Here is a 21,456-nt window from a genome sequence, read left to right on the forward strand (position 1 = left end):
GGCCTCGCCGCGCTGGCGCCGCGCGGCGAACCCGCCCCCGCGCCGCCCGCCAACGCGACGCGGCGCGTGGCGCTGCTGGATGGATGCGCCCAATCGGTGCTGGGCGCCGAGATCAACGCCTCGGCCGAACGCCTGCTGACACGCGCGGGCGTGGCTGTCGTATCGGTGCCCGGCGTGCAATGCTGCGGCGCGCTCGAACTGCACATGGGCCGCCGCCAGGCCGCCGTCAAACACATGGAACAGGCGGTCCGCAGCTGGGCGACGGCGCTGGAGGACGGCCGCATCGATGCGATCGTCAGCACCACTTCCGGCTGCGGCTCGGTCATCAAGCGCTATGAGGAATTGCTATCCGACCGCCCCGACCTGAGCTCGCAGGTGCGCCGCGTCGTCGAAGCCACGGCAGACATCACGCAGATCGCGGCAGGCCTGCCGCTGGCCGCCAGCGGCGCGGCGCAAGGCCTGGCCGTCTCGTACCACGATTCCTGTTCCCTAAAGCACGGCTTGAAACTGGAACGGCCGCCGCGCCGCGCAATGGGAGCGCTGGGCCTGGACGTGCGCGACATCGCGGAATCGCACCTGTGCTGCGGCTCGGCGGGCACCTACAACATCCTCGAGCCGGCCATCGCCGACCGGCTGGGTCAGCGCAAGGCCGCCCATGCCGCGGCCGGCCAGCCGGACGTGATCGCGGCGGGCAACATGGGATGCCTGGTGCAGATATCGCGCTTCACGCCCATCCCCGTGGCGCACACGGTCCAGCTGCTGGACTGGGCCACGGGCGGCCCTCCCCCGCGCGGCCTGGAAGGATTCCGGCCCGCGCCGCCCCCGGCGGCGGCCGATGACCAGACTCCGGCGGCCACGCCGGTTCCGACAACCGCCGGCAGCGGCGATCTTCTGTGGTGAACGACGAATGCCTACCAATGACCCTATCGTAGATTTCGCCAACGCGGCGGCGGCCGAACTTGGCGCAGAATCCATCACGCTCGGTGACGACGTGCTGGGCCGCTACGGCGAACACACCCTGCCCGGCCCGGACGTGCGGCCCGGCGCGGTCGCGTATCCGGATTCGACCGCGGCGGTGCAGACGCTGGTGCGCCTGGCCAACCAGTTCCGCGTCCAGCTCTATCCCATCAGCAACGGCCAGAACATCGGCCTGGGCACGCGCTCGCCCATCCGTCCAGGCCAGGTGGTCGTGGATCTGGGCAGGCGCATGAACCGCATCCTGGAAGTGAACGAAAAACTGGGGTACTGCGTGCTCGAGCCCGGGGTGAGCTTCCGCGCCATGCACGACGAACTGCAACGCCGGGAAAGCAAGCTGATGATCTCGCCGACTGCCGGCCCGTCGCAAGGCAGCATCCTGGCGAACGCGCTGGACAAGGGCGGCGGCAGCGGAGCCTATGCCGATCACTTCGGCATGAGCTGCGGCATGGAAATCGTGCTGGGCAACGGCGACGTGATCCGCACGGGCGACGGCAGCCTGGCCGGCGACTCCCATCCCAACTGGCACGTATCCAAATACAGCTTCGGCCCCACGCTGGACGGCCTGTTCTCGCAATCGAATTTCGGCATCGTCACGCGCGTAGGCATGTGGCTGATGCCGCGCCCGCCCCATATCGAACCCTTTTTCTTCACTTTTCCCGACGATGAAGACCTGGGCGAAATCGTCGAACGGATCCGCCCCCTGAAACTGAGCAATTTCGTGCCCACCCTGATCCGGGCCACCAACGACCTCTACCTGCTGTCTTCGGCCGCGACCAATCCGGAGTACGCAGCCAGCGGCGGGGCCCGCGCTCTGTCCGATGAAGGCCGGGCCGCCTTGCGGCGGCACTATGGGCTGGGGTCATGGACCGTATCCGGCGCGGTGTACGGCGCCAACCGCGCCGCGGTCCAGCCGCAGATCGACCGGATCGCCCAGCATTTCCTGGCCTCGGGCAAGGGGCGGCAGATTCCGATGGAAGAAGCGGAGGACATCGGCCCGCTGCATATCGCCATCAATTCCAATACCGGCGTGCCGACGGACAGCGAACTGAAAATGCTGGGCTGGCGGCCCGGCGGCGGCGCCATCTGGCTGTCGGCGGGGTCTCCCGTGATCGGCGAGACCGTCAATGCCCTGCAGGCGCAGGCGCGCCGCATCTGCCAGGAGCACGGGCTGGAGTACCTGTTGTCGAACGTCTGCGGCGCGAGATTCGCGCGCAGCATCCACGCCATCATCTACAACCGCGAGGACGCCGCCGAAACCGCCCGGGCGGACGCCTGCTACCGGGCGCTGGGCGAACTGTTCGCCAAGCGCGGTATTTTCGTGGGCCGCGCGCCGACGATGTACCACGCCTTCCACCAGGCGCAGCGCATGCCCGAGTTCGTGCGGGCCTGCGCGTCGATCAAGGCCGCCCTGGATCCGAATGGCGTCATCGCCCCGGGCAAGTACGGGATCGAACTGGAGCCGGCCCGCAACGGCTGACGGCCCCGGCCCGCCGGCCTCAGGCATGCAAGTTGCTTCGCCAGACGAAGGTGGCCATCCCGGCCGTCCTTCGAAAAGGAGCATAGTTCATGGCTAGACCCTCCATTCTCCAAGCCCTGGGCGCTGCGATGCTGAGCCTGGCGCTGGCGGGCTGCGCGGCCCAGGATGGGCATCGCAGCACCGGCCAATACACCGACGACGTCTCCACCACGGCACGCGTGCGCGAGGCGTTGCTGAAAACGCCTAACCTGAGGTCCAACACCATTCAGGTGGAAACCTACCAGGGCGTGGTCCAACTCAGCGGCTTCGCCGACAACGAAGACAGCGCGGCGTCCGCCGTTGGCGCCGCCCGGGGCGTGGCCGGCGTCAAAGAGATCCGCAACAACATCCAGATACGCAACCCGCAGTAGCACAGCGGGGGCAATCGGGGCACGCGGCTTGCTGATGCAATCCCGTCATTACGGAGATCCCTCATGCCGCGTACCCCCGCCTCATCCCTCCCCGATCCCAGGATCGACGAGTCCGGCCGCCCGGACCTGGGCCCCAGCGACTCGTCCGATTCCGCCAGCGACTTGCCCAGGGACCTGGTGCATACCGATAGCGATGCACAAGGAACCGGCGACCGCGAAAGCGCCAACCCGCGAGACCGCGGCCGCGAAGGCGCCGACGTCGATACGGACCACGTCGCCGACGCGGAGCAGGCCGGCGTCTCGCGCAGGCCGCCCGACCCGGCGCGCAACGGAGGCTAGGCCGCGCTCAGGCCGGCGCGGGCTTCAGGACCAGAGCTGAGTCGTCGGTCACCAACTCGCCGTCCGACGCGCTCTCCGGCAGGGTCAGCGTCAAGATCGTCCCCTGCCCGATGACGCTGCTTGCGCGCACGTCCCCGGCCGACTGTTTCACGAAGCCGAACACCTGGCTCAACCCCAGGCCGGTGCCTTGGTTCAGGGGCTTGGTCGTGAAGAACGGTTCGAACGCCTTGACCAGGACCTCGGGCTCCATCCCGCAGCCCGTATCCCGCAATTCGATCTCGACGTTCCCGCGCTGGCCGTCCGTGCCCCCGTCAGCCATGCCGGCCCCGCGCTCGCGCCGCAGCGAGATGGTGAAACGGCCGCCGTCCGGCATGGCGTCGCGCGCATTGACCGCGATATTGAGCAGCGCCGTTTCCAGTTGATGGGGATCGGCGCATACGTACAGGGGCCCCTCTTCATAGCGATACTCGATCGCAATGGACGCCCCCATCGTCGCCGCGAAGATCTCGCGCATGCCCTCGATCGATGCCTGTACGTCAAAGCACCTGGGCCGCAAGGGCTGGCGCCTTGCATAGGCCAGCAGTTGCGCCGTCAAGTGGCCCGCCCGCTCGGCGGTTTCGGCTATCGTGCCGGCCAGATGCAGGCGCTTCTCTTCCTCCAGGCCCGGCCGCCGCAGCATGTCGGCCGCGAAACGGATGGTTGTCAGGAAGTTATTGAAATCATGCGCGACGCCGCCCGTAAGCCGCCCCAACGCCTCCATTTTCTGCGCGTGCTGGAGCGCATCGCGGGCGGCCTGGACCTCGTCCTGCGCCTTCTTCCTGTCGGTGATGTCCCGCGTGATTTTCGCGAAACCGATCACCTCTCCCGTGTCGTTCCTGATCGCATCGATCACGACGCTGCACCAGAACTTTTCGCCGCCCTTGCGCACCCGCCAGCCCTCGGCCTCGAAGCGGCCTTCGCGGCGGGCGGTCTCCAGCGCCATCTGCGGCACGCCGGCGGCCCGGTCCTCGTCGGTATAGAAGCGCGAGAAATGCGCGCCCATGATCTCCTGGGCCGAATATCCCTTGAAACGCTCGGCGCCCTTGTTCCAGCTGCTCACGTGGCCTTCGGCGTCGAGCAGATAGATTGCGTAGTCCATCACCGCCTCCACCAGCAGGCGGTACCGGTCTTCGCCAGCTACGCGAAAGGCGGTGTCGGCAGGCGCGGATCCAGGCATGTCAGTCCTCCGAGGCGGCATGGGTCACGGGAATTATGTAGTAGCCATCGGCCGAATGAAAGCCTCTCTTTCCTGGCATATCAGGGACACATCAGCAGCGTGTGAACCCGGCAACGCCGCCCGTGCGGGCACGGCGCTTGCTCCACTCTCAGGCATACCGCCCCCATCCCGATTTCCCATGAACGCCATCGAGCGCGTAGCCGCCTTCATGCATGAACATACCCTGACGCTGGTAACCGCCGAATCCTGCACGGCGGGGCTGATCGCCGCCACCCTGGCCGACGTGCCCGGCGCAGGGGCGCTGCTGGACTGCGCCTTCGTCGTCTATTCGCCGGAAGCGAAATGCCGGTGCCTGGGCGTCTCAGCGCGGACCCTTGCGCGGCACAACCTGACCAGCGAGGCGGTGGCTCGGGAAATGGCCTTGGGCGCCTCGCAAAAAAGCCCGGCGCTCGTGGCCATCTCGAACACGGGCGTGACGGACTCGATAGACAGCGATATCCCCGCGGGAACCCAGTGCTTTGCCTGGGTGTTCAAATCCGGCGGCGCCGACGCCGCGCCCGCGGTCTATTCAGAAACAAGGCGCTTTTCCGGCAGCCGCAACGGCATCCGGGAAGCCAGCGCTCGATATGCCCTTGTCCGCCTGACCGAATATTTCGCCGAACTGCGGCAGGCGCCAGGCCGCCGCTAGGCGGGGTGGCGCGGGAACAACGATTGCTGACAATGGCTTACTCCCTTAGCCAACGGCGCCACGCGCCTTCCTGGAGGTACCCATGAAAACCCAACACCTGACTGCCACCCTGCTTGCCGCGCTCGCGTTGGCCGCGGGCCATGGCGCGCAAGCACAAACCGCGCCGCCGGCCGCCCCGATGCCCGCCGAGGCGAAGCTGGACAGCGCCGATCGCGACTTCCTGGAAAACGCGGCGCAGGCCGGAAACATGGAGATCGCGGGAAGCAAGCTCGCCCTGGAAAAAGCGCGGGACCCCGACGTGAAGGCGTATGCGCAGAAAATCATCGAAGACCATGAAAAAGCGGGGCAGCAATTGGCCACGCTTGCGCAGAGCAAAGGATACGAAGCTCCCAAGGAGCCATCCCTCGTCCAGCAGGCAAAGCTGAAGGCCCTGGGGCTGCGGGACAACAGCTTCGACAAGGCATACATCGATGAAATCGGCGTATCGGCGCACAAGGACGCGGTCGAGCTTTTCGGCAAGGCCTCCAACGATGTCAAGGACCCCGACGTGAAGCAATTCGCCATACAGACCCTGCCCGTCCTCCAGCAGCATCTGGACGCGGCGCAAGCGCTGGCGGCGCGTGCAAACGCCGCGAAGAAGTAGGCGCATACGCAGGAACCACCGAGGCATCTGCCGGCGGAACACGCATATGGATCGTGAGGACCTATTGGCGCAAATGATTGCCACCCCGGCGATCGACCGGAGCTTTACCGATTGGCCGGAAGTGCTGTCCAACTATGCGGAATGCCTGGCGGCGCTCCAGTCCAGGCTCGACCAGAAAGATATGGAGCGGCTGATACGCGTCGGCGCGGACTTCTACCGCACACTGGCCCGCGCCGAGCAATACCGGAGCAATAGCGTGTGGGAGGACCGCTCCTCCTGACGCATTCAGCCGTAGGAGCGTCGGCGGTATGCCTGCTTCACGTACCGGGTCAGCTCGACCTCGACCGACGACATTTCCGGGCCGGACTCCGGATTCAACAGCCGCTGCGCCGCGGCGAGCGTACGTTGCGCCCTGCGTTCACCCTCGCTTATTCCAGCAGCAGGCCCCGTTGTCGCGCCGATATTCGATTTTTCCATGACGATTCTCCCGGTAGAGGCAGGAAAGGCAAGCCTGCGCAGCCTTGAGCAAGTCCCATGCCCGAGGCTCCGTCCGCCCCGCCCGCCCGAGATGGCCGGCACACCATTTGCTGGCCTGGCCGGATTTCCGCCCCGGAGGCAACATGATCTCAGATTGGCCCGCCGGCTCTCCCCTGTTCGGGGGCCACCCCGTCATGCAATGGGCGCTGGCCCTCACGGCGGGAGTGATCCTATTCTTCGCGATGACAGCCGCATTGCAGCTGATCCGGTCCCGCCTGCAGCGGCGCGCCGCGGCATCGGAGCATCCGTTGGCGCAAGCCACCGCCGACGTGCTGCGGCGTACCAATCGAGCCGTACTTCTGATCCTGTCCATCCTAATCGGCGCGGAGATCATGCGGGCGCCGCTGCCATGGAGCAGCCAGAATGCGCAACATCTCTGGTTCGTGCTGGTCGCCTTGCAGCTCGCCTTGTGGCTCGACCGCGCCGTGGACGTCGGCCTGGATCACGCCTTTGCATCGCGCGGACGCGTCAGCACGGTCACGGCCACCCTGTTCCGCTTCCTGCTGCGCGCTATCGTATCCATCGTCGCCCTGCTGGCGATGCTGGACAACCTGGGGGTGAATATCACGGCGCTGGTGGCCAGCCTGGGGATAGGCGGCGTTGCCGTCGCACTGGCCGTGCAGACCATCCTGAGCGATCTTTTCGCCTCGATCTCCATCGGATTGGACAAGCCTTTCGAAGCGGGCGATTTCATCGTATTCGGCCAGGTGGCGGGCAGCATCGAACACGTGGGCCTGAAGACCACCCGCATCCGCAGCCTGGGCGGCGAGCAGATCGTCTGCTCAAACACCGAACTGCTCAAGCAGACGATCCAGAATTACAAACGCATGCAGCAGCGGCGCATCATTTTCACCGTGCGCATCACGTACATGACTGGCGTGGACCGCGCCGCATCGGTGCCCGGGATCATACGCGCCCAGATCGAACGCCAGTCCGATACCCGCTACGACCGCGCCCATCTGGCCCGCTTCGGCGACAACGCGCTGGAATACGAAGCCGTCTACTACGTCATGACGGCAGACTACAACCGCTACATGGACATCCAGCAGGAGATCAACTTCGGCATCATGCGCGAACTGGAGGCGGCGGGAATCGCGCTGGCCCTGCCCGAACGCATCGTGCACCTGCATCCGTCCCGCCGGCGCGAGGACGCCACAGCATAAACCCGGCCCTTCCGCGTCCGGGCACGGTATTTGCGATAGGCCGCTACCTGACAGACCAAGGGGTTCAAATGAAGCGCATCCGCATTGCCGTCTTCCCGGTGGCCGGGCTGGGCACCCGTTTTCTTCCAGCAACCAAGGCCATGCCCAAGGAAATGCTGCCCGTGGTCGACAAGCCGCTCATTCAATATGCCGTCGAAGAGGCCGTCGCCGCCGGATTCACGGAACTCGTGTTCGTCACAGGCCGGAACAAACGCGCGATAGAAGACCATTTCGACAGAGTCCCCGAACTCGAGCAGGACCTGGAAGCCAAGAACAAGGTGGCGCTGCTCGAAACCGTCCGCAACGTTCTCCCAGCCCACGTCAACTGCGTCTACACGCGCCAGCCGGCCGCGCTGGGCCTGGGCCACGCCGTGCTGTGCGCAGCGCCTATCGTCGGCAACGAGCCGTTCGCCGTGCTGCTCGCGGACGACATGATCGACGCCCCCGCCCCCGTCATCGGCGAGATGGCGAAAGTAGCGCAGGAGTTCGGCGGAAGCGTGCTCGCGCTGCAGAAGATTCCGCTTGCCAATGCCCGCCAGTACGGCATCGTGTCGGGATCTCCGCAAGCCCGCGGCATCCTGAGGCTGGACGGCATGGTGGAAAAGCCGGCCCCGGAAGATGCGCCTTCGGACATGGCCGTCGTCGGCCGGTACATCCTGGACCCGCGCATCTTCGACTGCCTGCGCGAGACCCCGCCCGGGGTCGGCGGCGAAATCCAGCTGACGGACGCCATCGCTGCGCTGCTGAAAGAGCGCAAGGTCTTCGGATACGAGTACGAGGGAATCCGGTACGACTGCGGCAGCAAGGCCGGCTTCTACCAGGCCACGATGGAAATCGGCCGGAAGTATCACGGCCTCGGCGGATTGGAGGCCTAGCCGTCCGCTACTGCGCCAATGCCGTCCTCAGCAGCCCGGCCAATTGCGCGAGGCCGGGCGCCAGCGGCCCGGAGATGTGGACGCGCAGGCAGGGCCGGCCCCGCGCAATCAGTTCTTCCATATCGCCGAGCGCCTGCGCGCGCTGCGTGGCGGCAAACCCTATCCCCTGCCCGGGCGCATCCAGATCGAATGGCGCGTCCGCCGTGACGAACAGGAATCGCCCGCCCTCCGGGCCGCCCTTATGCAACTGTCCGCTGGAGTGCAGGTACCGCGGGCCGAAGCCGCCCATCGTCGCCAGCCCCGTCGCTTGCCTCAGCCGGCGCCGCATCGACGCCAACCACCGCTCGTGAGCCGCGTCGCGCGCGACATAGGCAAGCAACGCGGCATAGCCGCCGGCGCCCGCCGCCTTGAAAAACGCGGCCAGGAGCTGCATGGCCGATGCCGTGCCCCGGGATTCACCATGAAAGGCCAATGCGCCCTCGACCAGCAGGGGCGCGTCGTCGATGGGCTTGCTCCCCGCCTCCTGGCGCGCCGCCAGGGTACGCGCGCGGATCTTGCTTGCCTCCACATCTGGCTGGTTGAACGGATTGACGTGCAGGATCGCGGCCGCAACGGCGGTGGCCATCTCCCAGCGGAAAAATTCCTGGCCCAGCAGCGAAGCCGAGGGCAGGTCGCAGCGCAACACGGGGAAGCCTGCGTTCGACAGCCGCCGGACGCTGGCCTCCAGCTCCGCGCATGGCGCGTCGTTTTTCGCCAGATAGGCGAACACGCGGTCGCGCCGATAGTCCGCAGGGCGTCCGACCGGTTCGTGATCGACCGGAATGATGCCTCGCCCATTCTTGCCCGTGGATTCGGCCAGCAGTTGCTCCAGCCAACAGCCCAAGTGCTCCAGTTCGGGATGAGCCAGGATGGTGAGCTTATCGCGACCGTCCAGCGCGGCCTCGCCCAGCAACGCCCCCAGGACCAGGCCGGGGTTGGCCACCGCCGGGGCGCTCGCCGCGCAAGCCCGCAACATGGGGCGCGTGCCGCGCAGGAACGCGGCAGGGTCGTGGCCCAGCAGCGTCAGCGCGACCATGCCGAACGGCGTTAGCACGGAGTTCCGCCCGCCCACCGATGGCTCGCCTTCGAACACCGCGGCATACCCCTCTTCCCGCGCGCGGACGTGCATGGAAGACCCGGGATCGGTAATGGCCACGAACCGCTTTCCCGCCTCCTGCCGCCCTAGTCTTCGCGCCAGCTCTCCGTGGAAATAGGAGGCCAGCATGTGCGATTCCAGCGTCGATCCAGACTTGCTTGCCACGATGAAAAGACATCTGGTCAGGTCCACGGCGGACCGCTGGGCCAGCACCTGCGCCGCGTCGGTGGAGTCCAGCACGTGCAGGCGCAGCCCCGCTCCGGCCGTGCCCAAAGTGTGGGCCAGCACCTCCGCCCCCAGGCTGGCGCCGCCCATGCCCAGCAGGACGGCGTCGGAGAATCCGGCGACGCACAGGCGGCGGCAAACTGCCGTCATGCGGTGAAGTGCCCCCGGCTCCGCGCAGGGCTGCAGCCAGCCGAGCCACCGATTCTCGTCCGCGCCGGTCCACAGCGTCGCGTCGCGAGCCCACAGCCGGTCCATCCACGCATCTTTCTGCGCCTGCGCCAGACGCGCGCGGACCCGGGCGGCAAGCGATGCGTTTACGTCAAAGGAGAAGCCATTCAGCGACGGCTGCGGGCTGGCCAACCGCAGCGGGGCGCGCCTGGACACGCCCTTTCCTGCGGGCTTGCGGGCACGCGCCGTCGAAGAGAAATCGAATTGGAGATGTCCGTGCATCGACAATGGCCGGCCGACCGGCGTGGAAGGGAAAGGGGAAGTCGCGGCGAACGGCGCTGCTGCGGCCACGAAGACGCCCGGCGTCACGTTGCTCCGCCGGGGGAGAATTGAAAGCTGGAGGCGGGCGCAACCGCCCGCCTCCGGCCTCGTCCGTCCAGCCCTACCAGTAAGGGTCCTGGTCGTAGTACTTATGCAGGCTGAGCGCCCACGTTTCATCCGCCATCCTGGGCCAGTCGTCCTTGTCGAAGCCGGGCGCGTTCTTCAGGACTTCCTTATCGACGTTCAGAATGAAGCATTTGCGATCCGTGTCGAGCGTCAGGGCCGCCCACGGGATGGCGAAAAGCTTGTCTCCCATGCCGAGAAGACCGCCACGCGACAGCACCGCGTAGGCAACGACGCCCCTTGGCACATCGATCATGATGTCCTTGATGGACCCCAGCTCTTCTCCCGCCGCGTTGTAGACGTCGTTCCCCTCCAGGGTGTCCGCCGCCATGATTTCGGGACCCGGGCCCGTGGCCGAGGATTTGGGTCCGCCGACGATATTGGTTTGATGCTCCATGCGTCTCTCCTGTGCAGGGCCTATCCCCACGTTGAACTTCGATTACGGCTATGCATCACAGCCGCCTTTGTCACGCATTTCGAACCCGCCAGCTTCCGCAAGCTTCGTTCCCATGCGGCTTCAGCTCTTGCTGCGCGCGCCTGCCCCCCGATTGCGCTGGCTCTGCTGATCTTGTCCGGTGCCGATCTGGCTGACGTGGCCCTCCTTCTTCGTTCGATGCTGCTCATCGCGATGGCTGGCCTGCGTTTCACGCGCGGTATCGTCGGCGGCTGGATTGGGTTTGCTGTCTTTGGGTTTCATGGCTGCAATCCTCCGTTGAGCGGTAACGAACCCTCCCAGCAAACCGCATGCCCGCCAGGCAGCTGCGCCAGTCGGCCATGGTCTGCGGCACGCCGTTTGCTTGTCGCCGGCATGGACAAATTCATGGAAATCTTCGAACTCCAGGCAGGCTACGGGGAGATGGTCATCCGCGGCACGACCATGTACTGGGTGCTTTACGCACTGTTGCGAATATCCGGAAGGCGCGACCTGGGATCCCTGGGAATGGCCGACATGCTGGTGCTCGTCCTGGTGGCCGACGCCGCCGGCAATGCCATGTCGGGCGACTCCTACTCCATGGGCGACGGAATGATCGTCGTTGCGACCATCGTCGGCTGGAGCTATCTGCTGGACAGGCTGGGCTATTACCTCCCACCTTTGCGGCGCCTGCTCGAACCGCAACGCGTCTGTCTGGTGCGGTCGGGCCGCGTACTGGCGGGGGGCCTCAAGCGCGAACACATCACACGCAGCGAATTGATGGAGCAGCTGAGGCTGAAAGGCGTGTCCAACCTCGCGGAAGTCGAACGGGCCTACCTGGAATCGACCGGCGAATTCAGCGTGATACGCGCGTCCGGCGCGCTCGGAAATGGAGCCTCTACGCTGGAAGACGAGGGCCCTTCCGGCTAGGGCTTGCTAGTGTGAACAGGCCCTGAAGGCCAGCCCGCGCAAATATTCCACTTGCCGGTACTTTTTCCCGATGTATGCCAGCCTGGGCGCCGCCTGGCTTCTTCTGGCCATGCACGCGCCTACGGCGGACGGCCTAGCGGCAGACGGGCATGGCGCTTGCGGTTTTCCAGGTCCGACCACCCCTTCGCTGGAGCGTACTTATGAAGATTCGAACCCTCACCTCTGTGCTGGCCCTGTCGGCCGGACTGGCCTCGGGCGCGGCGTTCGCGCAGTCCGCGACTCCGACCTCACCGTCCAATACGCCGAACGACAGCACTGCCGTTCCACCCAACCAGCCCGTGCCGCCGGGCCAGAAGGCGCCCGCGCCAAACGCGACGCCCAACACACCGACCAATCCGCCCAATCTGGATAAGCGCGACCAGATGAAATCGGGCGGGCATTCCAAGGACAAGCCGGGCCACCATCGCGAGGCCAACGACAACGTGCCGAGCACGCCGGGCAGCGGCGCCATGCCGCCGCCCGGATACCCGAATACAGGCGGCTCGAAGTAGTTTCCGGAGAACCGGGAAGAAGCTGGTCGGGGCCGCCCCGGGGCGGCCCTGGCCTGCCGCCGTTCGGCGTGTCCGCACTAATTCAAGTAGTACTGCAACACTATTGCAAGCATCCTCGCCGTACGCAATACTGCCCTCCCATCATCTTCTTCTTTTGGAGGGTATTGCAATGCAACGCGACGACATCCAAAAGCAGGGCGCCCAAGCTGCCCGCGAAGGATTGACCTTGTGGGATTGCCCCTACTATCGCGCCGCCAACATGCCAGGCCACACGGGCGAACCGATCGTGAAGTGGAGGGAGAAGGTGGAAGCCTGGGAGGCTGGATGGCTCGCGGAGACAAAATCCTGGAAGCCGCCGCCCGGCAAAGAAGTCAGATTCGCACCGCGCGCGCTGGAACGGCGTCGCAATTGAACATGCGCCCGGCGCCCCTTATGGGGCGCTTTTCATTGGCGCCGCGCCGTCCCTGCGTCACGCCAGCTTCGCGCACGCCCTCTTTATCCGCGCGCAGCCCTCCTCCAGTTGGTCCATCGACGCCGCGTACGAGATCCGGAAGAAGGGCGACACGCCATATGCCGCGCCCTGAAGCACCGCCAGGTTCTCTTCGTCCAGCAGGTACATGATGAAATCCTCGTCGTTCTTCAGCACCTGCCCCGCCGGCGTCTTCCTGCCGAGCAAGCCTTCGCAAGACGGAAACACATAAAACGCGCCTTCGGGCACGTGGCAGGAGATGCCCTCGATCCGGTTCAGGCTGCCGACGATCATGTCGCGGCGTTCCTGGAAGATCCGGGTGCGGTCGGCCATGAACTCCTGCGGCCCCGACAAGGCCTCCTGCGCTGCGGCCTGGCTGATCGACGAGGGATTGGACGTGCTCTGCGACTGCAGCTTCGTCATCGCCTTGATCAGCGCCTCTGGAGCAGCGCCGTAACCGATCCGCCAGCCGGTCATCGCGTAAGCCTTGGAAACGCCGTTGATGGTGAGCGTGCGGGCCTTGAGTTCCGGTTCCACCTGCGCCATGGTGGCGAACTGCCGGCCGTCGTACAGGATGTGTTCGTAGATATCGTCCGTCATCAGCCAGACGTGCGGATGGCGCCGCAGCACTTCGGCCAGCGCCTTCAGCTCTTCCCGCGTGTAGGCCGCGCCGCTGGGATTGTTGGGACCGTTCAGTATCAGCCAGCGGGTGCGGGGCGTGATGGCCTTTTCCAGGTCGGCGGGCTGCAGCTTGAAACCTTGCGCCGGCGGGCAGGCGACGAACACCGGCGTGCCGCCCGCGAGCAGGACGATGTCGGGATAGGACACCCAGTACGGCGTGGGCACGATCACCTCGTCGCCCTCTTCGACGGTAGACAGCAGCGCGTTGAAAATGATCTGCTTGCCGCCGTTGCCCACGATGATCTCGCCGGCCTTGTAGTCCAGGCCGTTGTCGCGACGGAATTTCTCGCGGATGGCCGCCTTCAGTTCGGGCGTGCCGCCCACGTCGGTGTATTTGGTGCGGGACTGCGCCATGGCGCGCACCACGGCCTGCGTGACGTTGTCGGGCGTATCGAAATCGGGTTCGCCGGCCGTCAGCGCCACGATGTCGCGGCCGGTGGCGCGCAGTTCGCGCGCGCGCTGGCCCGCCATGGAGCTGGGCGAGGGTTTGATGCGCTGGATGCGCGCGGCAGTCTGGAGCATGCGGGTTCCTAAAGAGAGATGTCGGGTTGCGGTCGTACACGGCCGGACGCCTGCGCGCCCAGCTCCAAGACGGGGATCACTGCCGCCATTCGCGCAGGTAATCCAGGAATATGCGGTCCACGCGGGCCTCGTTGCCGTCCGAATGGCCCGCGGAATGCGGGGTGACGATGACGTTCGGCAGGCTCCACAGCGGCGATTCTCCGTCCAGCGGTTCATGCTGGAAGACGTCCAGATAGGCGCCGGCCAGCGCCTGGGCGCGCAGCGCGTCGATCAGGTCCCGTTCGACGGCGACCTCTCCGCGCGCAACGTTGACCAGCCTGGCGTGCGGCGCCATGCGCGCCAGCACGCGGGCGTCCACCAGGCCGCGCGTGCGGTCGCTGAGCGGGCAGGCCAGCACCAGCCAGTCCGCGCGGCACGCGATCTTCTCCAACTCCTCGAAGGCGTAGGTCTCCACCCCCTCCGACGCTGGCGCGGCCGCGCTGCGCACGGCGATGACATTCAAGCCCAGCATCCGCAGATAGCCGGCCAGCTGTTGGCCGATGGGCCCCCACCCAACGATCACGGCGGTCTGCCCCGCCAGGTCGCGCGGCAGCAGGCCGCCGATCAGCGGCGTCCATGTCCGGGCGCGCTGCGCCTCGAACATCCGGGGGAGCTCGCGCGCCAGCGCAAGAATGCCGGCCAGCGCGGTCTGGGCGACCACTTGCCCGTTGGCGCCGGACGAGGTTGTCACGCGCACGCCGCGGTCCTTCAGTTCGCCGAAGATCGGCCGGTCCGCGCCCGCCGAATGGGCGTGCACCCAGGCCAGGCGCGGAGATCTGCGCAGCGAGACGTAAAAGGACTCCAGCGGTTCGAGCACGCGGTGCTTGGTCGACAGCCCGGTCACATCGCGCGAAATGAAGGCCAGCTCGACGTCCGCCGGCTCGTTGCCGTGCGTTCGCGCAGCGATGACGGGCTCGAAGGCGCGCCGGCCCAGCGTATCCGTAATGGCGTCGCCGATCCGGCCCAGGGTCTGGTCTGATATCAGGATGCGCAGGGGTTGTTGTGTCGTCATGATGGCGGCCTAGGTGCGGAAAGAGGGATCCATGCGGTCCAGCTTGCGCAGCAGCGCAGGCCATTCCATGACGCCGTACGGACGCCGCGTGCCCGGCTGGTAGTTGTTCCAGGTTTCCTGCAGCACCGGTTCGGCGACGCGCGCAAGCGGCGAATTGGCCGCCATGGCTGCAAGCTGCGAGCGACATGCAAGCTCCAGGCGATGCATCCAGTTGAAGGCTTCGCCCACGCTGTTTCCCACCGTCAACGCGCCGTGGTTGCGCAGGATCAGCGCTTCGCCGCTGCCCAGGTCCGCGATCAGGGACTCCTGCTCCGCCACGTCGAGCACCACGCCCTGGTAGTCGTGATAGCCGATCTTCAGGAACCGCATGGCGGTCTGAGTGATGGGCAGGAGGCCGCAGTCCAGCGCGGACACCGCCATGGAGGCCCAGCTATGCGTATGGATGACGCAGGCCACCTCGGGGCGCGCGGCGTGGATCGCGCTGTGGATCACATAGCCCGCCTTATTGACGCCATAGCCCAGGTCCCCGAAGTCGGGCTTGGACAGCACCGTGCCCGCGTGGTCCACCTTGATCAGGCTGGACGCGGTGATCTCTTCGTACATCATGCCGTAGGCGTTGATGAGAAAGGCGCCGTCTTCGTCCGGAACGCGCGCCGAAATATGATTGGCCATCATGTCCGACATGCCATACAGGTTCACCAGCCTGTAGCACGCCGCCAGGTCCACACGCGCCTGCCATTCCACGGCGGAACACCGGTTCCGCATCGACTCGATCTGTAAAACACCTGGACTGCCCATCGTTACGCTCCCTCCTGCATCCGGTAGACGGCGGCGCACGCCGCGCCTGCCTGAGGGAAATTCTAGGGCGGTATTTTCTTCACTACAAATTGTTGATTTCTGCGTATTATTCGTTTTTTCCAATATATTCACGCCTTGCGGATCGCGGAGCCCGACGAATGAAGCGCAACATCACGCTGCGGCATTTCCGCAGCTTCGTGGCGGTGGCCAACACAGGTTCGTTCACCGTGGCCGCGTCGCAGCTGTTCCTGACCCAGTCTTCGCTCACAGCAACGATCCAACAGTTCGAGGAAGCCGTGGGCGTGAAACTCTTTGACCGCAGCACGCGCCGCGTGGAAATGACACCTGAAGCGGCCCGTTTCAAGGCCGAGGCCGAGCGCATCCTCAGCCAGTTCGACGGCGCGCTGAGCGACCTGGAAGCGCTGTCTCAGGGCCGGCAGGGCCACGTCCGGATCGCGGTCGTGGCCTCGGTCACCAACTACTTTCTGGGCGACGCGATCGCCGCGTTTCGCCAGGCGTATCCGAAGATCACGTTCTCGCTGCACGACGCGGGCTCCGAACTGGTCGAGAAGATGATCGCCAACGGAGACATCGACTTCGCGATTTCGACCTCCCACCATGGCTTCGACGAGCTGGTCTACACGCCCCTGTTCGAAGACCGCTATGGCGTGATCTGCGCCTCGACGTACCCGTACGCGCAAGGCTCGCGCCCGTTGAAGTGGGCCGACCTGGATCCAGCCGAATACGTGGGTTTCACAGAGGACACCGGCATCGGCGCATTCCTGCGCGCGCATGCGGGCAAGCCTGGCTTCTTCGAGCAGCAGCATGACGAGGTCTCGCGCACGTCATCGCTGCACGCGGTGCTGCGGGGCGGCGGCCGCTATTCCATCCTGCCCGCCCTGGCCGCAAGCTCCATTGCGCCGCCCTCCACTGCTAAAGGAACCGGCCCCGGGCCATTCGTATTCCGCGAACTGACTTCGCCGCGGCTCTCGCGCGAGGTCTGCCTGATCACGCGCCGCCTGCGGTCCTTGTCAGCCAGTTCGGAATTGTTCCTGCAATACATGCGGGACGTAATCAATGAGAAACCGGCGCCCGCGGGGGTCAAGGTGCTGGGGCGCAGGGACCGGAAGGCGCAGCAGAGCTGACGGCCACGGAGGTTCGGGCGCCAGCGCCAGCGCCCGCGCGCGCCGCGGCGCCGATCGCCTCGCCTACTGCGTCGCGATCTTCGCTTCCTTCACCAGCCTGCCCCACTTGGCGCGCTCGGCCTCGATATGCCTGGAGAAATCCTGCGGTGTGCCGCCCGTGGCCTGCGCGCCCAGCTCCGTCAGCTTCTTGCGCACGCCCTCGTCCGCAAGAATGGCGTTGATTTCCTTGTTGAGCTTGTCCACGACGGGCTGCGGCGTTCCCGCGGGCGCCACGACGCCGGTCCATGACAGGGACTCATAGCCCCGCAACCCGGTCTCGCCGAGCGGCGGCACTCCAGGCAGGACGGCGAGCGGCGTCGCACTGGTGACGGCCAGCGCCTTGACCTTGCCCGACTGTGCCAGCGGCACCGCCGAAGGCGCGTTGTCGAAAATCATATTGATCTGACCGCCCACAAGATCCACCAGGGCCTGGCCGCTGCCCTTGTACGGCACATGCATGAGGTCCACGCCCGCCATGCTCTTGAAAAGCTCGCCGGACAGATGCGTGGAGCTGCCCGCGCCGGACGACGCGAAGGAGTACTTGCCGGGATTGGCCTTGGCCAGCTTGATCAGGTCCGCCACGTTGGACACGGGCAGGTCCTTGTTCACGATCAGCACGTTGCTGATGGACGCGGTATAGACCACCGGCCGCAGGTCGCGGTCGGCCTTGTAGCCCGGGTTGCTGTACAGGAACTCGTTGATGGCCAGTATGCCCGTGGTGCCGAAAAGCAGCGTCTGGCCGTCCGGGGCGGCTTTGGCGACCAGGGCCGCCCCGATGTTTCCGCCCGCTCCCGAGCGATTCTCCACGACCACGGGCTGCTTCAGCGCCACGGCCAGCCGTTCCGCCAGCAGCCGCCCGATCACGTCGGTCGAACCGCCGGGCGCGAAAGGCACGACCAGCGTGACCGGCCCTTTCGGATAGGCCACGCCCTCCGCATGCGCCGTCGATGCAATGGCCGACAGCGCCATGACGGCCGCAACCGCCAATGTCCACTTCTTCATTTTTTCCCCTTGATTTTTGGATTGCGGATAACGCAACCCTGCCGATCATAGGGAGTGGGATCCAGCACAACAAATGAGAAATTCCGGCCGATTAATTGGTGCAGCCAATATATCGGGGTATGCCCGAATGCCGTCGGCTGGGAGGCCCATACGGTGCGAACCGGGGATCCGGCGATTTGGCGATGTTCTCCGGGCGCGGGGGTGGAACAGGCATGCCATCAACACTCGACGATGTTGACCGCCAGGCCGCCGCGGGACGTCTCTTTGTATTTGATCAACATATCCGCACCGGTTTCGCGCATGGTTTTCATTACCTTGTCCAGGCTGACCGCGTGGCTTCCGTCGCCGTGCAAAGCTATCCGGGCTGCGTTGATGGCTTTTACGGATGCCACGGCATTACGTTCTATGCACGGGATCTGCACCAATCCTCCGACCGGATCACAGGTCATGCCCAGGTGATGCTCCATACCGATCTCAGCGGCGTTCTCCACCTGCTCAGGGGTTCCGCCCATGACCGCGCATAGCGCGCCGGCCGCCATTGAGCACGCAACGCCAACCTCTCCCTGGCAGCCCACTTCCGCTCCCGAGATCGACGCTACGGCGCAAGCCCGCGCCGACCTCTTCTTTCGTACGCCAGAACTCTTCATTGCGCCGCATGATGTCCGCGATGGAGCAATCGTGTTCTCGCGCCAGCATGAGCAGATCGCCGGCGCTTCTGAACGGCAGAGGCAGAAGGCTCACGTCCGGCACCATCTCTTTGCGGGTACTTCCTGCCCCATCGTCCTCATTCCGGATAACGAAGCCACCACCAACGGAGTAATAGATACGCTCAAGCAGTACGTTTCCATTCGACTGCGCGACAAAGCGCATGCCGTTGGCGTGCAGCGGCAGGGCTTTCAGCCCGAAGAAGCTGATATCCGCGCTTGGGTTGAAATCCAGTTCGATTGCCCCCCCACGCGTAACCGCTTCGTTGTCCGCACGACATGTATCCGGCTTTCGATGCTCTCGATATCCACAGTTTCCGGATCATTGCCCGCAAGGCCAAGAATCACGGCGGTATCGGTTCCATGCCCTTTCCCGGTGGCGCCCAATGACCCATATAACTCCACGCGGATTCGGAGGTCTTCACCGCCATTCAATCCAGCCGCCAAAGCCGTGGCAAACATTCGTGCCGCTCGCATAGGGCCCACCGTGTGGGAACTGGACGGTCCGATACCGACCTTGAAAATGTCAAAAACGCTGACTGCCAAAATTCACTCACCAAGGTCTTCGCTAGGGATCGGTCCAGTACGCGAGAATTCTCAAATCAGAGCCGGCAACAGCCGGCCCTGTGGAACGCTCTAGTCTTGCCGGATATTTTTGGCTTTGGCGATAGGCGCCAGATTGTCGGTGTCCTGCTTGATCAGGGAGGCATACTGATCAGGTTGACCATATTTAGTGTCGAAGCCCAGCCCGACAAGTTTGTCGTGGACACCATTGTCAGCCATGGTCTCGGCCAGCGCCTTTACGAGCACGGTCTTGGCCTGCTCAGGAATACCGCTAGGCGCCACCACTGCCCACCAGGCTTCCAGAGCCACCGGGTAGCCGCTCTCGGAGATAGTAGGAACATCAGGCAACAACGACGCGCGCTGCCGGCCGGTAGTCGCCAAGATCTTGATCCGGCCACCCTTCGCCGCCGCCATCGCCGCGGGAACTGAGTCAAAGGTCAGATTGATTTGGCCGCCCATCAGGTCGGTCATTGCCGGCGCGCTTCCCTTATAGGGAATATGCAGCACCTTTACGCCCGCGGCGTGCCACAGCATTTCGGCTGCGAAATGCACCGTCGAACCCGAGCCATGCGATCCGTACGAGAATTTTGCCGGATCCGATTTGATCTCGTCGACGAGCGCCTTTACGTCGTTGGCCGGGACCGTGGTATTGGCCAACAGCGCCAATGCGTTGCTTCCTACTATGCCTATGGGCTCGAAACTCTTGAGCGGGTCATAGGGAAGCTTGGAATAGATGATGGGATTGACGGCAAACGTCGTTGCCGAGCCGAGCAGCAACGTGTACCCATCCCTATCCGCCTTGGCGGTGAAATCCGCGCCGATGATGGTGGCCGCGCCCGCCTTGTAGTCAACGATCACAGGCTGGCCGAGCGATTTGCCCAGGCGATCGGCTATCACCCTGGCGACGGTGTCGGCCAGCCCTCCCGCGGGGAATGGCACGATGAGCTTGACCGGCTTTTCTGGAAAGGCCGCCATCGCCGACGCGCCCATGGACAAGACGGCCGCGCCCACCAAAAGCTTGGCCAGTGTATGAAAACTGCTACGCATGCTTCTCCCCTTCAGGTATGAAATCTGGCTATATCGCCAGGTAACGCTCCACCAAGCGCTTCCAGAATGCTGCGCCGATGACAATATTTGAATCGTCGAATTCGTATCGAGGGCTGTGCAACGCCGCGCTGGCAACGCCGTTTCCAATGCGCATCAGGCAACCCGGCCGCGCCTGCAACATATAGGCGAAGTCCTCGCTGCCCATCATGGGCGGCGCATTGCCGTCGACGGCATCCTGTCCGAAAAGTTCTTCCGCAACACTGACAGCCAGCGCGGTTTCGGCCGCCTGGTTGACCAACACGGGATACCCCAATACGTACTCGATATCCGCAACCGCACCGTATGTTTCGGCTTGCGCGCGCACGACGCCTTCGATCCGAGCGCGTAGCCGCATCCGGACATCGGCATCCAAAGACCGAACGCTGAGCTCGAGCTCAGCAGTGTCGGGAATTACGTTATAAGTACGCCCGGCAGACATCCTGCCGACAGATACCACCGCAGCCTGCATGGGGTCCACGTTTCGTGCGACAACCGACTGAAGGCTGACGACGATCGCAGCAGCCACCAGGCTGGCATCGACACACTGATGAGGCCGTGCGGCGTGCCCGCCCCGGCCACGCACCGTGATGCGCACTTTGTCGCTGGCAGACATGAACGCGCCCGCGCGGCACATGAACCGGCCCGACGCCACGCCTGGATGGTTGTGCATGGCAAACACCGCATCGGCCGGGAATCGCTCGAACAGCCCGTCTTGGAGCATGCGCGCAGCGCCGCTGTCTTCACCGACCTCTTCAGCCGGCTGGAATACCAGATGCAGCGCTCCTGAGAATCGGCCGTCGCGAGCAAGCTCCTGCGCCGCGGCCAACAGCATGGCGGTGTGCCCGTCGTGTCCGCACGCATGCATGACGCCGTGATGTGCACTGGCGTGGCCCACCCCGCTTTGTTCATGAATGGGCAATGCATCCATGTCCGCCCGCAGCGCCACGCGGCCCGAGCCTGTCCCTCGAGACAAGGTTCCAACGACTCCGGTCCCAGCGATTCCCTCGGCAACCTGATATCCCAAGGCGCGCAGCTTTTCCGCGACAATGCCGCTCGTGCGGCGTTCTGCAAATCCCAATTCCGGGTGTCGATGCAGATCGCGCCGCAACGCGACGAATTCGCTCAGTGCCGACGTAATGGCGCGAGAAGGCATGGTCATGTACCG

General features: G+C 65.1%; 24 protein-coding genes and 1 pseudogene. 13 read left to right on the forward strand and 12 right to left on the reverse strand.

Annotation, left to right across the window (positions count from 1 at the left end):
- The 4 genes from JL37_RS02060 to JL37_RS02075 form a co-directional block, all read left to right on the forward strand.
- The coding region (locus JL37_RS02060) for a heterodisulfide reductase-related iron-sulfur binding cluster (RefSeq protein WP_043541637.1) at window positions 1-900 on the forward strand (900 nt) is incomplete at its 5' end.
- A gap of 7 nt (window positions 901-907) precedes the next feature.
- On the forward strand, window positions 908-2,455 hold the full coding sequence (locus JL37_RS02065; protein ID WP_043541638.1) for an FAD-binding oxidoreductase: 1,548 nt from the start codon (window positions 908-910) through the stop codon (window positions 2,453-2,455).
- An 89-nt stretch (window positions 2,456-2,544) separates the two neighbouring features.
- Entirely contained in the window at window positions 2,545-2,865 is a 321-nt protein-coding gene (locus tag JL37_RS02070) for a BON domain-containing protein (protein WP_052096769.1), read from the forward strand.
- Window positions 2,866-2,928: 63 nt separating this feature from the next.
- Entirely contained in the window at window positions 2,929-3,204 is a 276-nt protein-coding gene (locus JL37_RS02075; protein WP_043541640.1) for a hypothetical protein, read from the forward strand.
- Window positions 3,205-3,211: 7 nt separating this feature from the next.
- Here JL37_RS02075 and JL37_RS02080 read toward each other — a convergent pair whose 3' ends face one another.
- A complete protein-coding gene (locus JL37_RS02080) occupies window positions 3,212-4,420 on the reverse strand; it encodes a nitrogen regulation protein NR(II) (RefSeq protein WP_081954957.1) in 1,209 nt (402 codons plus the stop codon).
- A 178-nt stretch (window positions 4,421-4,598) separates the two neighbouring features.
- On the opposite strand from JL37_RS02080, the gene JL37_RS02085 reads away from it, so the two are divergent.
- From JL37_RS02085 to JL37_RS02095, 3 genes are all read left to right on the forward strand, one after another.
- On the forward strand, window positions 4,599-5,108 hold the full coding sequence (locus JL37_RS02085) for a CinA family protein (RefSeq protein ID WP_043541643.1): 510 nt from the start codon (window positions 4,599-4,601) through the stop codon (window positions 5,106-5,108).
- 82 nt (window positions 5,109-5,190) lie between these two features.
- Window positions 5,191-5,751, forward strand: coding sequence for a DUF4142 domain-containing protein (locus JL37_RS02090; RefSeq protein WP_043541647.1), 561 nt, complete (start codon window positions 5,191-5,193; stop codon window positions 5,749-5,751).
- Between the two features lie 46 nt (window positions 5,752-5,797).
- Window positions 5,798-6,031, forward strand: coding sequence for a hypothetical protein (locus JL37_RS02095; RefSeq protein ID WP_043541649.1), 234 nt, complete (start codon window positions 5,798-5,800; stop codon window positions 6,029-6,031).
- Between the two features lie 5 nt (window positions 6,032-6,036).
- Here the strand turns inward: JL37_RS02095 and JL37_RS30320 are convergent, their stop codons facing one another.
- On the reverse strand, window positions 6,037-6,228 hold the full coding sequence (locus tag JL37_RS30320; protein WP_156124195.1) for a hypothetical protein: 192 nt from the start codon (window positions 6,226-6,228) through the stop codon (window positions 6,037-6,039).
- A 143-nt stretch (window positions 6,229-6,371) separates the two neighbouring features.
- Between JL37_RS30320 and JL37_RS02100 the strand changes: the two genes are divergently transcribed.
- Window positions 6,372-7,451 (forward strand): mechanosensitive ion channel family protein, encoded by a 1,080-nt coding sequence (locus JL37_RS02100; protein WP_043541805.1) that lies wholly within the window; start codon window positions 6,372-6,374, stop codon window positions 7,449-7,451.
- Window positions 7,452-7,519: 68 nt separating this feature from the next.
- A complete protein-coding gene (gene galU / locus JL37_RS02105) occupies window positions 7,520-8,365 on the forward strand; it encodes a UTP--glucose-1-phosphate uridylyltransferase GalU (RefSeq protein ID WP_043541651.1) in 846 nt (281 codons plus the stop codon).
- A gap of 7 nt (window positions 8,366-8,372) precedes the next feature.
- On the opposite strand, the gene JL37_RS02110 is transcribed toward galU, so the two are convergent.
- The 3 genes from JL37_RS02110 to JL37_RS02120 all read right to left on the reverse strand — a co-directional run bounded on the left by JL37_RS02110 (window position 8,373) and on the right by JL37_RS02120 (window position 11,034).
- Window positions 8,373-10,109 (reverse strand): hypothetical protein, encoded by a 1,737-nt coding sequence (locus JL37_RS02110; RefSeq protein WP_197064570.1) that lies wholly within the window; start codon window positions 10,107-10,109, stop codon window positions 8,373-8,375.
- Window positions 10,110-10,335: 226 nt separating this feature from the next.
- Complete coding sequence (locus tag JL37_RS02115; RefSeq protein ID WP_043541653.1) at window positions 10,336-10,734, reverse strand: PRC-barrel domain-containing protein; 399 nt, start codon at window positions 10,732-10,734, stop codon at window positions 10,336-10,338.
- A 120-nt stretch (window positions 10,735-10,854) separates the two neighbouring features.
- Window positions 10,855-11,034, reverse strand: a complete 180-nt coding sequence (locus tag JL37_RS02120; protein WP_043541654.1) for a hypothetical protein — start codon at window positions 11,032-11,034, stop codon at window positions 10,855-10,857.
- Between the two features lie 123 nt (window positions 11,035-11,157).
- Here JL37_RS02120 and JL37_RS02125 point away from each other — a divergent pair, with 123 nt between their 5' ends.
- The 3 genes from JL37_RS02125 (at window position 11,158) to JL37_RS02135 (ending at window position 12,642) form a co-directional block, all read left to right on the forward strand.
- A complete protein-coding gene (locus JL37_RS02125; RefSeq protein ID WP_231570275.1) occupies window positions 11,158-11,679 on the forward strand; it encodes a DUF421 domain-containing protein in 522 nt (173 codons plus the stop codon).
- A gap of 200 nt (window positions 11,680-11,879) precedes the next feature.
- Window positions 11,880-12,230 (forward strand): hypothetical protein, encoded by a 351-nt coding sequence (locus JL37_RS02130; protein ID WP_043541655.1) that lies wholly within the window; start codon window positions 11,880-11,882, stop codon window positions 12,228-12,230.
- A 169-nt stretch (window positions 12,231-12,399) separates the two neighbouring features.
- A complete protein-coding gene (locus JL37_RS02135; RefSeq protein WP_043541656.1) occupies window positions 12,400-12,642 on the forward strand; it encodes a CrpP-related protein in 243 nt (80 codons plus the stop codon).
- A 57-nt stretch (window positions 12,643-12,699) separates the two neighbouring features.
- Here the strand turns inward: JL37_RS02135 and JL37_RS02140 are convergent, their stop codons facing one another.
- The 3 genes from JL37_RS02140 to JL37_RS02150 all read right to left on the reverse strand — a co-directional run bounded on the left by JL37_RS02140 (window position 12,700) and on the right by JL37_RS02150 (window position 15,751).
- A complete protein-coding gene (locus tag JL37_RS02140) occupies window positions 12,700-13,902 on the reverse strand; it encodes a pyridoxal phosphate-dependent aminotransferase (RefSeq protein ID WP_043541657.1) in 1,203 nt (400 codons plus the stop codon).
- Between the two features lie 76 nt (window positions 13,903-13,978).
- The gene (locus JL37_RS02145) at window positions 13,979-14,953 is read right to left on the reverse strand and encodes a D-2-hydroxyacid dehydrogenase (RefSeq protein ID WP_043541659.1); all 975 of its coding nucleotides are present in this window, start codon (window positions 14,951-14,953) and stop codon (window positions 13,979-13,981) included.
- Between the two features lie 9 nt (window positions 14,954-14,962).
- Complete coding sequence (locus JL37_RS02150) at window positions 14,963-15,751, reverse strand: class II aldolase/adducin family protein (RefSeq protein WP_043541661.1); 789 nt, start codon at window positions 15,749-15,751, stop codon at window positions 14,963-14,965.
- 158 nt (window positions 15,752-15,909) lie between these two features.
- On the opposite strand from JL37_RS02150, the gene JL37_RS02155 reads away from it, so the two are divergent.
- Window positions 15,910-16,896 (forward strand): LysR family transcriptional regulator, encoded by a 987-nt coding sequence (locus JL37_RS02155; protein WP_043541663.1) that lies wholly within the window; start codon window positions 15,910-15,912, stop codon window positions 16,894-16,896.
- Between the two features lie 63 nt (window positions 16,897-16,959).
- Here the strand turns inward: JL37_RS02155 and JL37_RS02160 are convergent, their stop codons facing one another.
- The 4 genes and pseudogenes from JL37_RS02160 to JL37_RS02175 form a co-directional block, all read right to left on the reverse strand.
- Complete coding sequence (locus JL37_RS02160) at window positions 16,960-17,937, reverse strand: tripartite tricarboxylate transporter substrate binding protein (RefSeq protein WP_043541664.1); 978 nt, start codon at window positions 17,935-17,937, stop codon at window positions 16,960-16,962.
- Between the two features lie 218 nt (window positions 17,938-18,155).
- A pseudogene (locus JL37_RS02165) lies at window positions 18,156-19,118 on the reverse strand (L-serine ammonia-lyase, iron-sulfur-dependent, subunit alpha).
- A 159-nt stretch (window positions 19,119-19,277) separates the two neighbouring features.
- Window positions 19,278-20,252, reverse strand: a complete 975-nt coding sequence (locus JL37_RS02170) for a tripartite tricarboxylate transporter substrate binding protein (RefSeq protein WP_052096775.1) — start codon at window positions 20,250-20,252, stop codon at window positions 19,278-19,280.
- A gap of 28 nt (window positions 20,253-20,280) precedes the next feature.
- The gene (locus JL37_RS02175) at window positions 20,281-21,450 is read right to left on the reverse strand and encodes a M20 aminoacylase family protein (protein WP_052096777.1); all 1,170 of its coding nucleotides are present in this window, start codon (window positions 21,448-21,450) and stop codon (window positions 20,281-20,283) included.
- Between the last annotated feature and the right edge of the window lie 6 nt (window positions 21,451-21,456).

The sequence above is a fragment of the Achromobacter sp. RTa genome, assembly GCF_000757485.1.
In the GTDB taxonomy this organism is placed as follows: domain Bacteria; phylum Pseudomonadota; class Gammaproteobacteria; order Burkholderiales; family Burkholderiaceae_B; genus Achromobacter.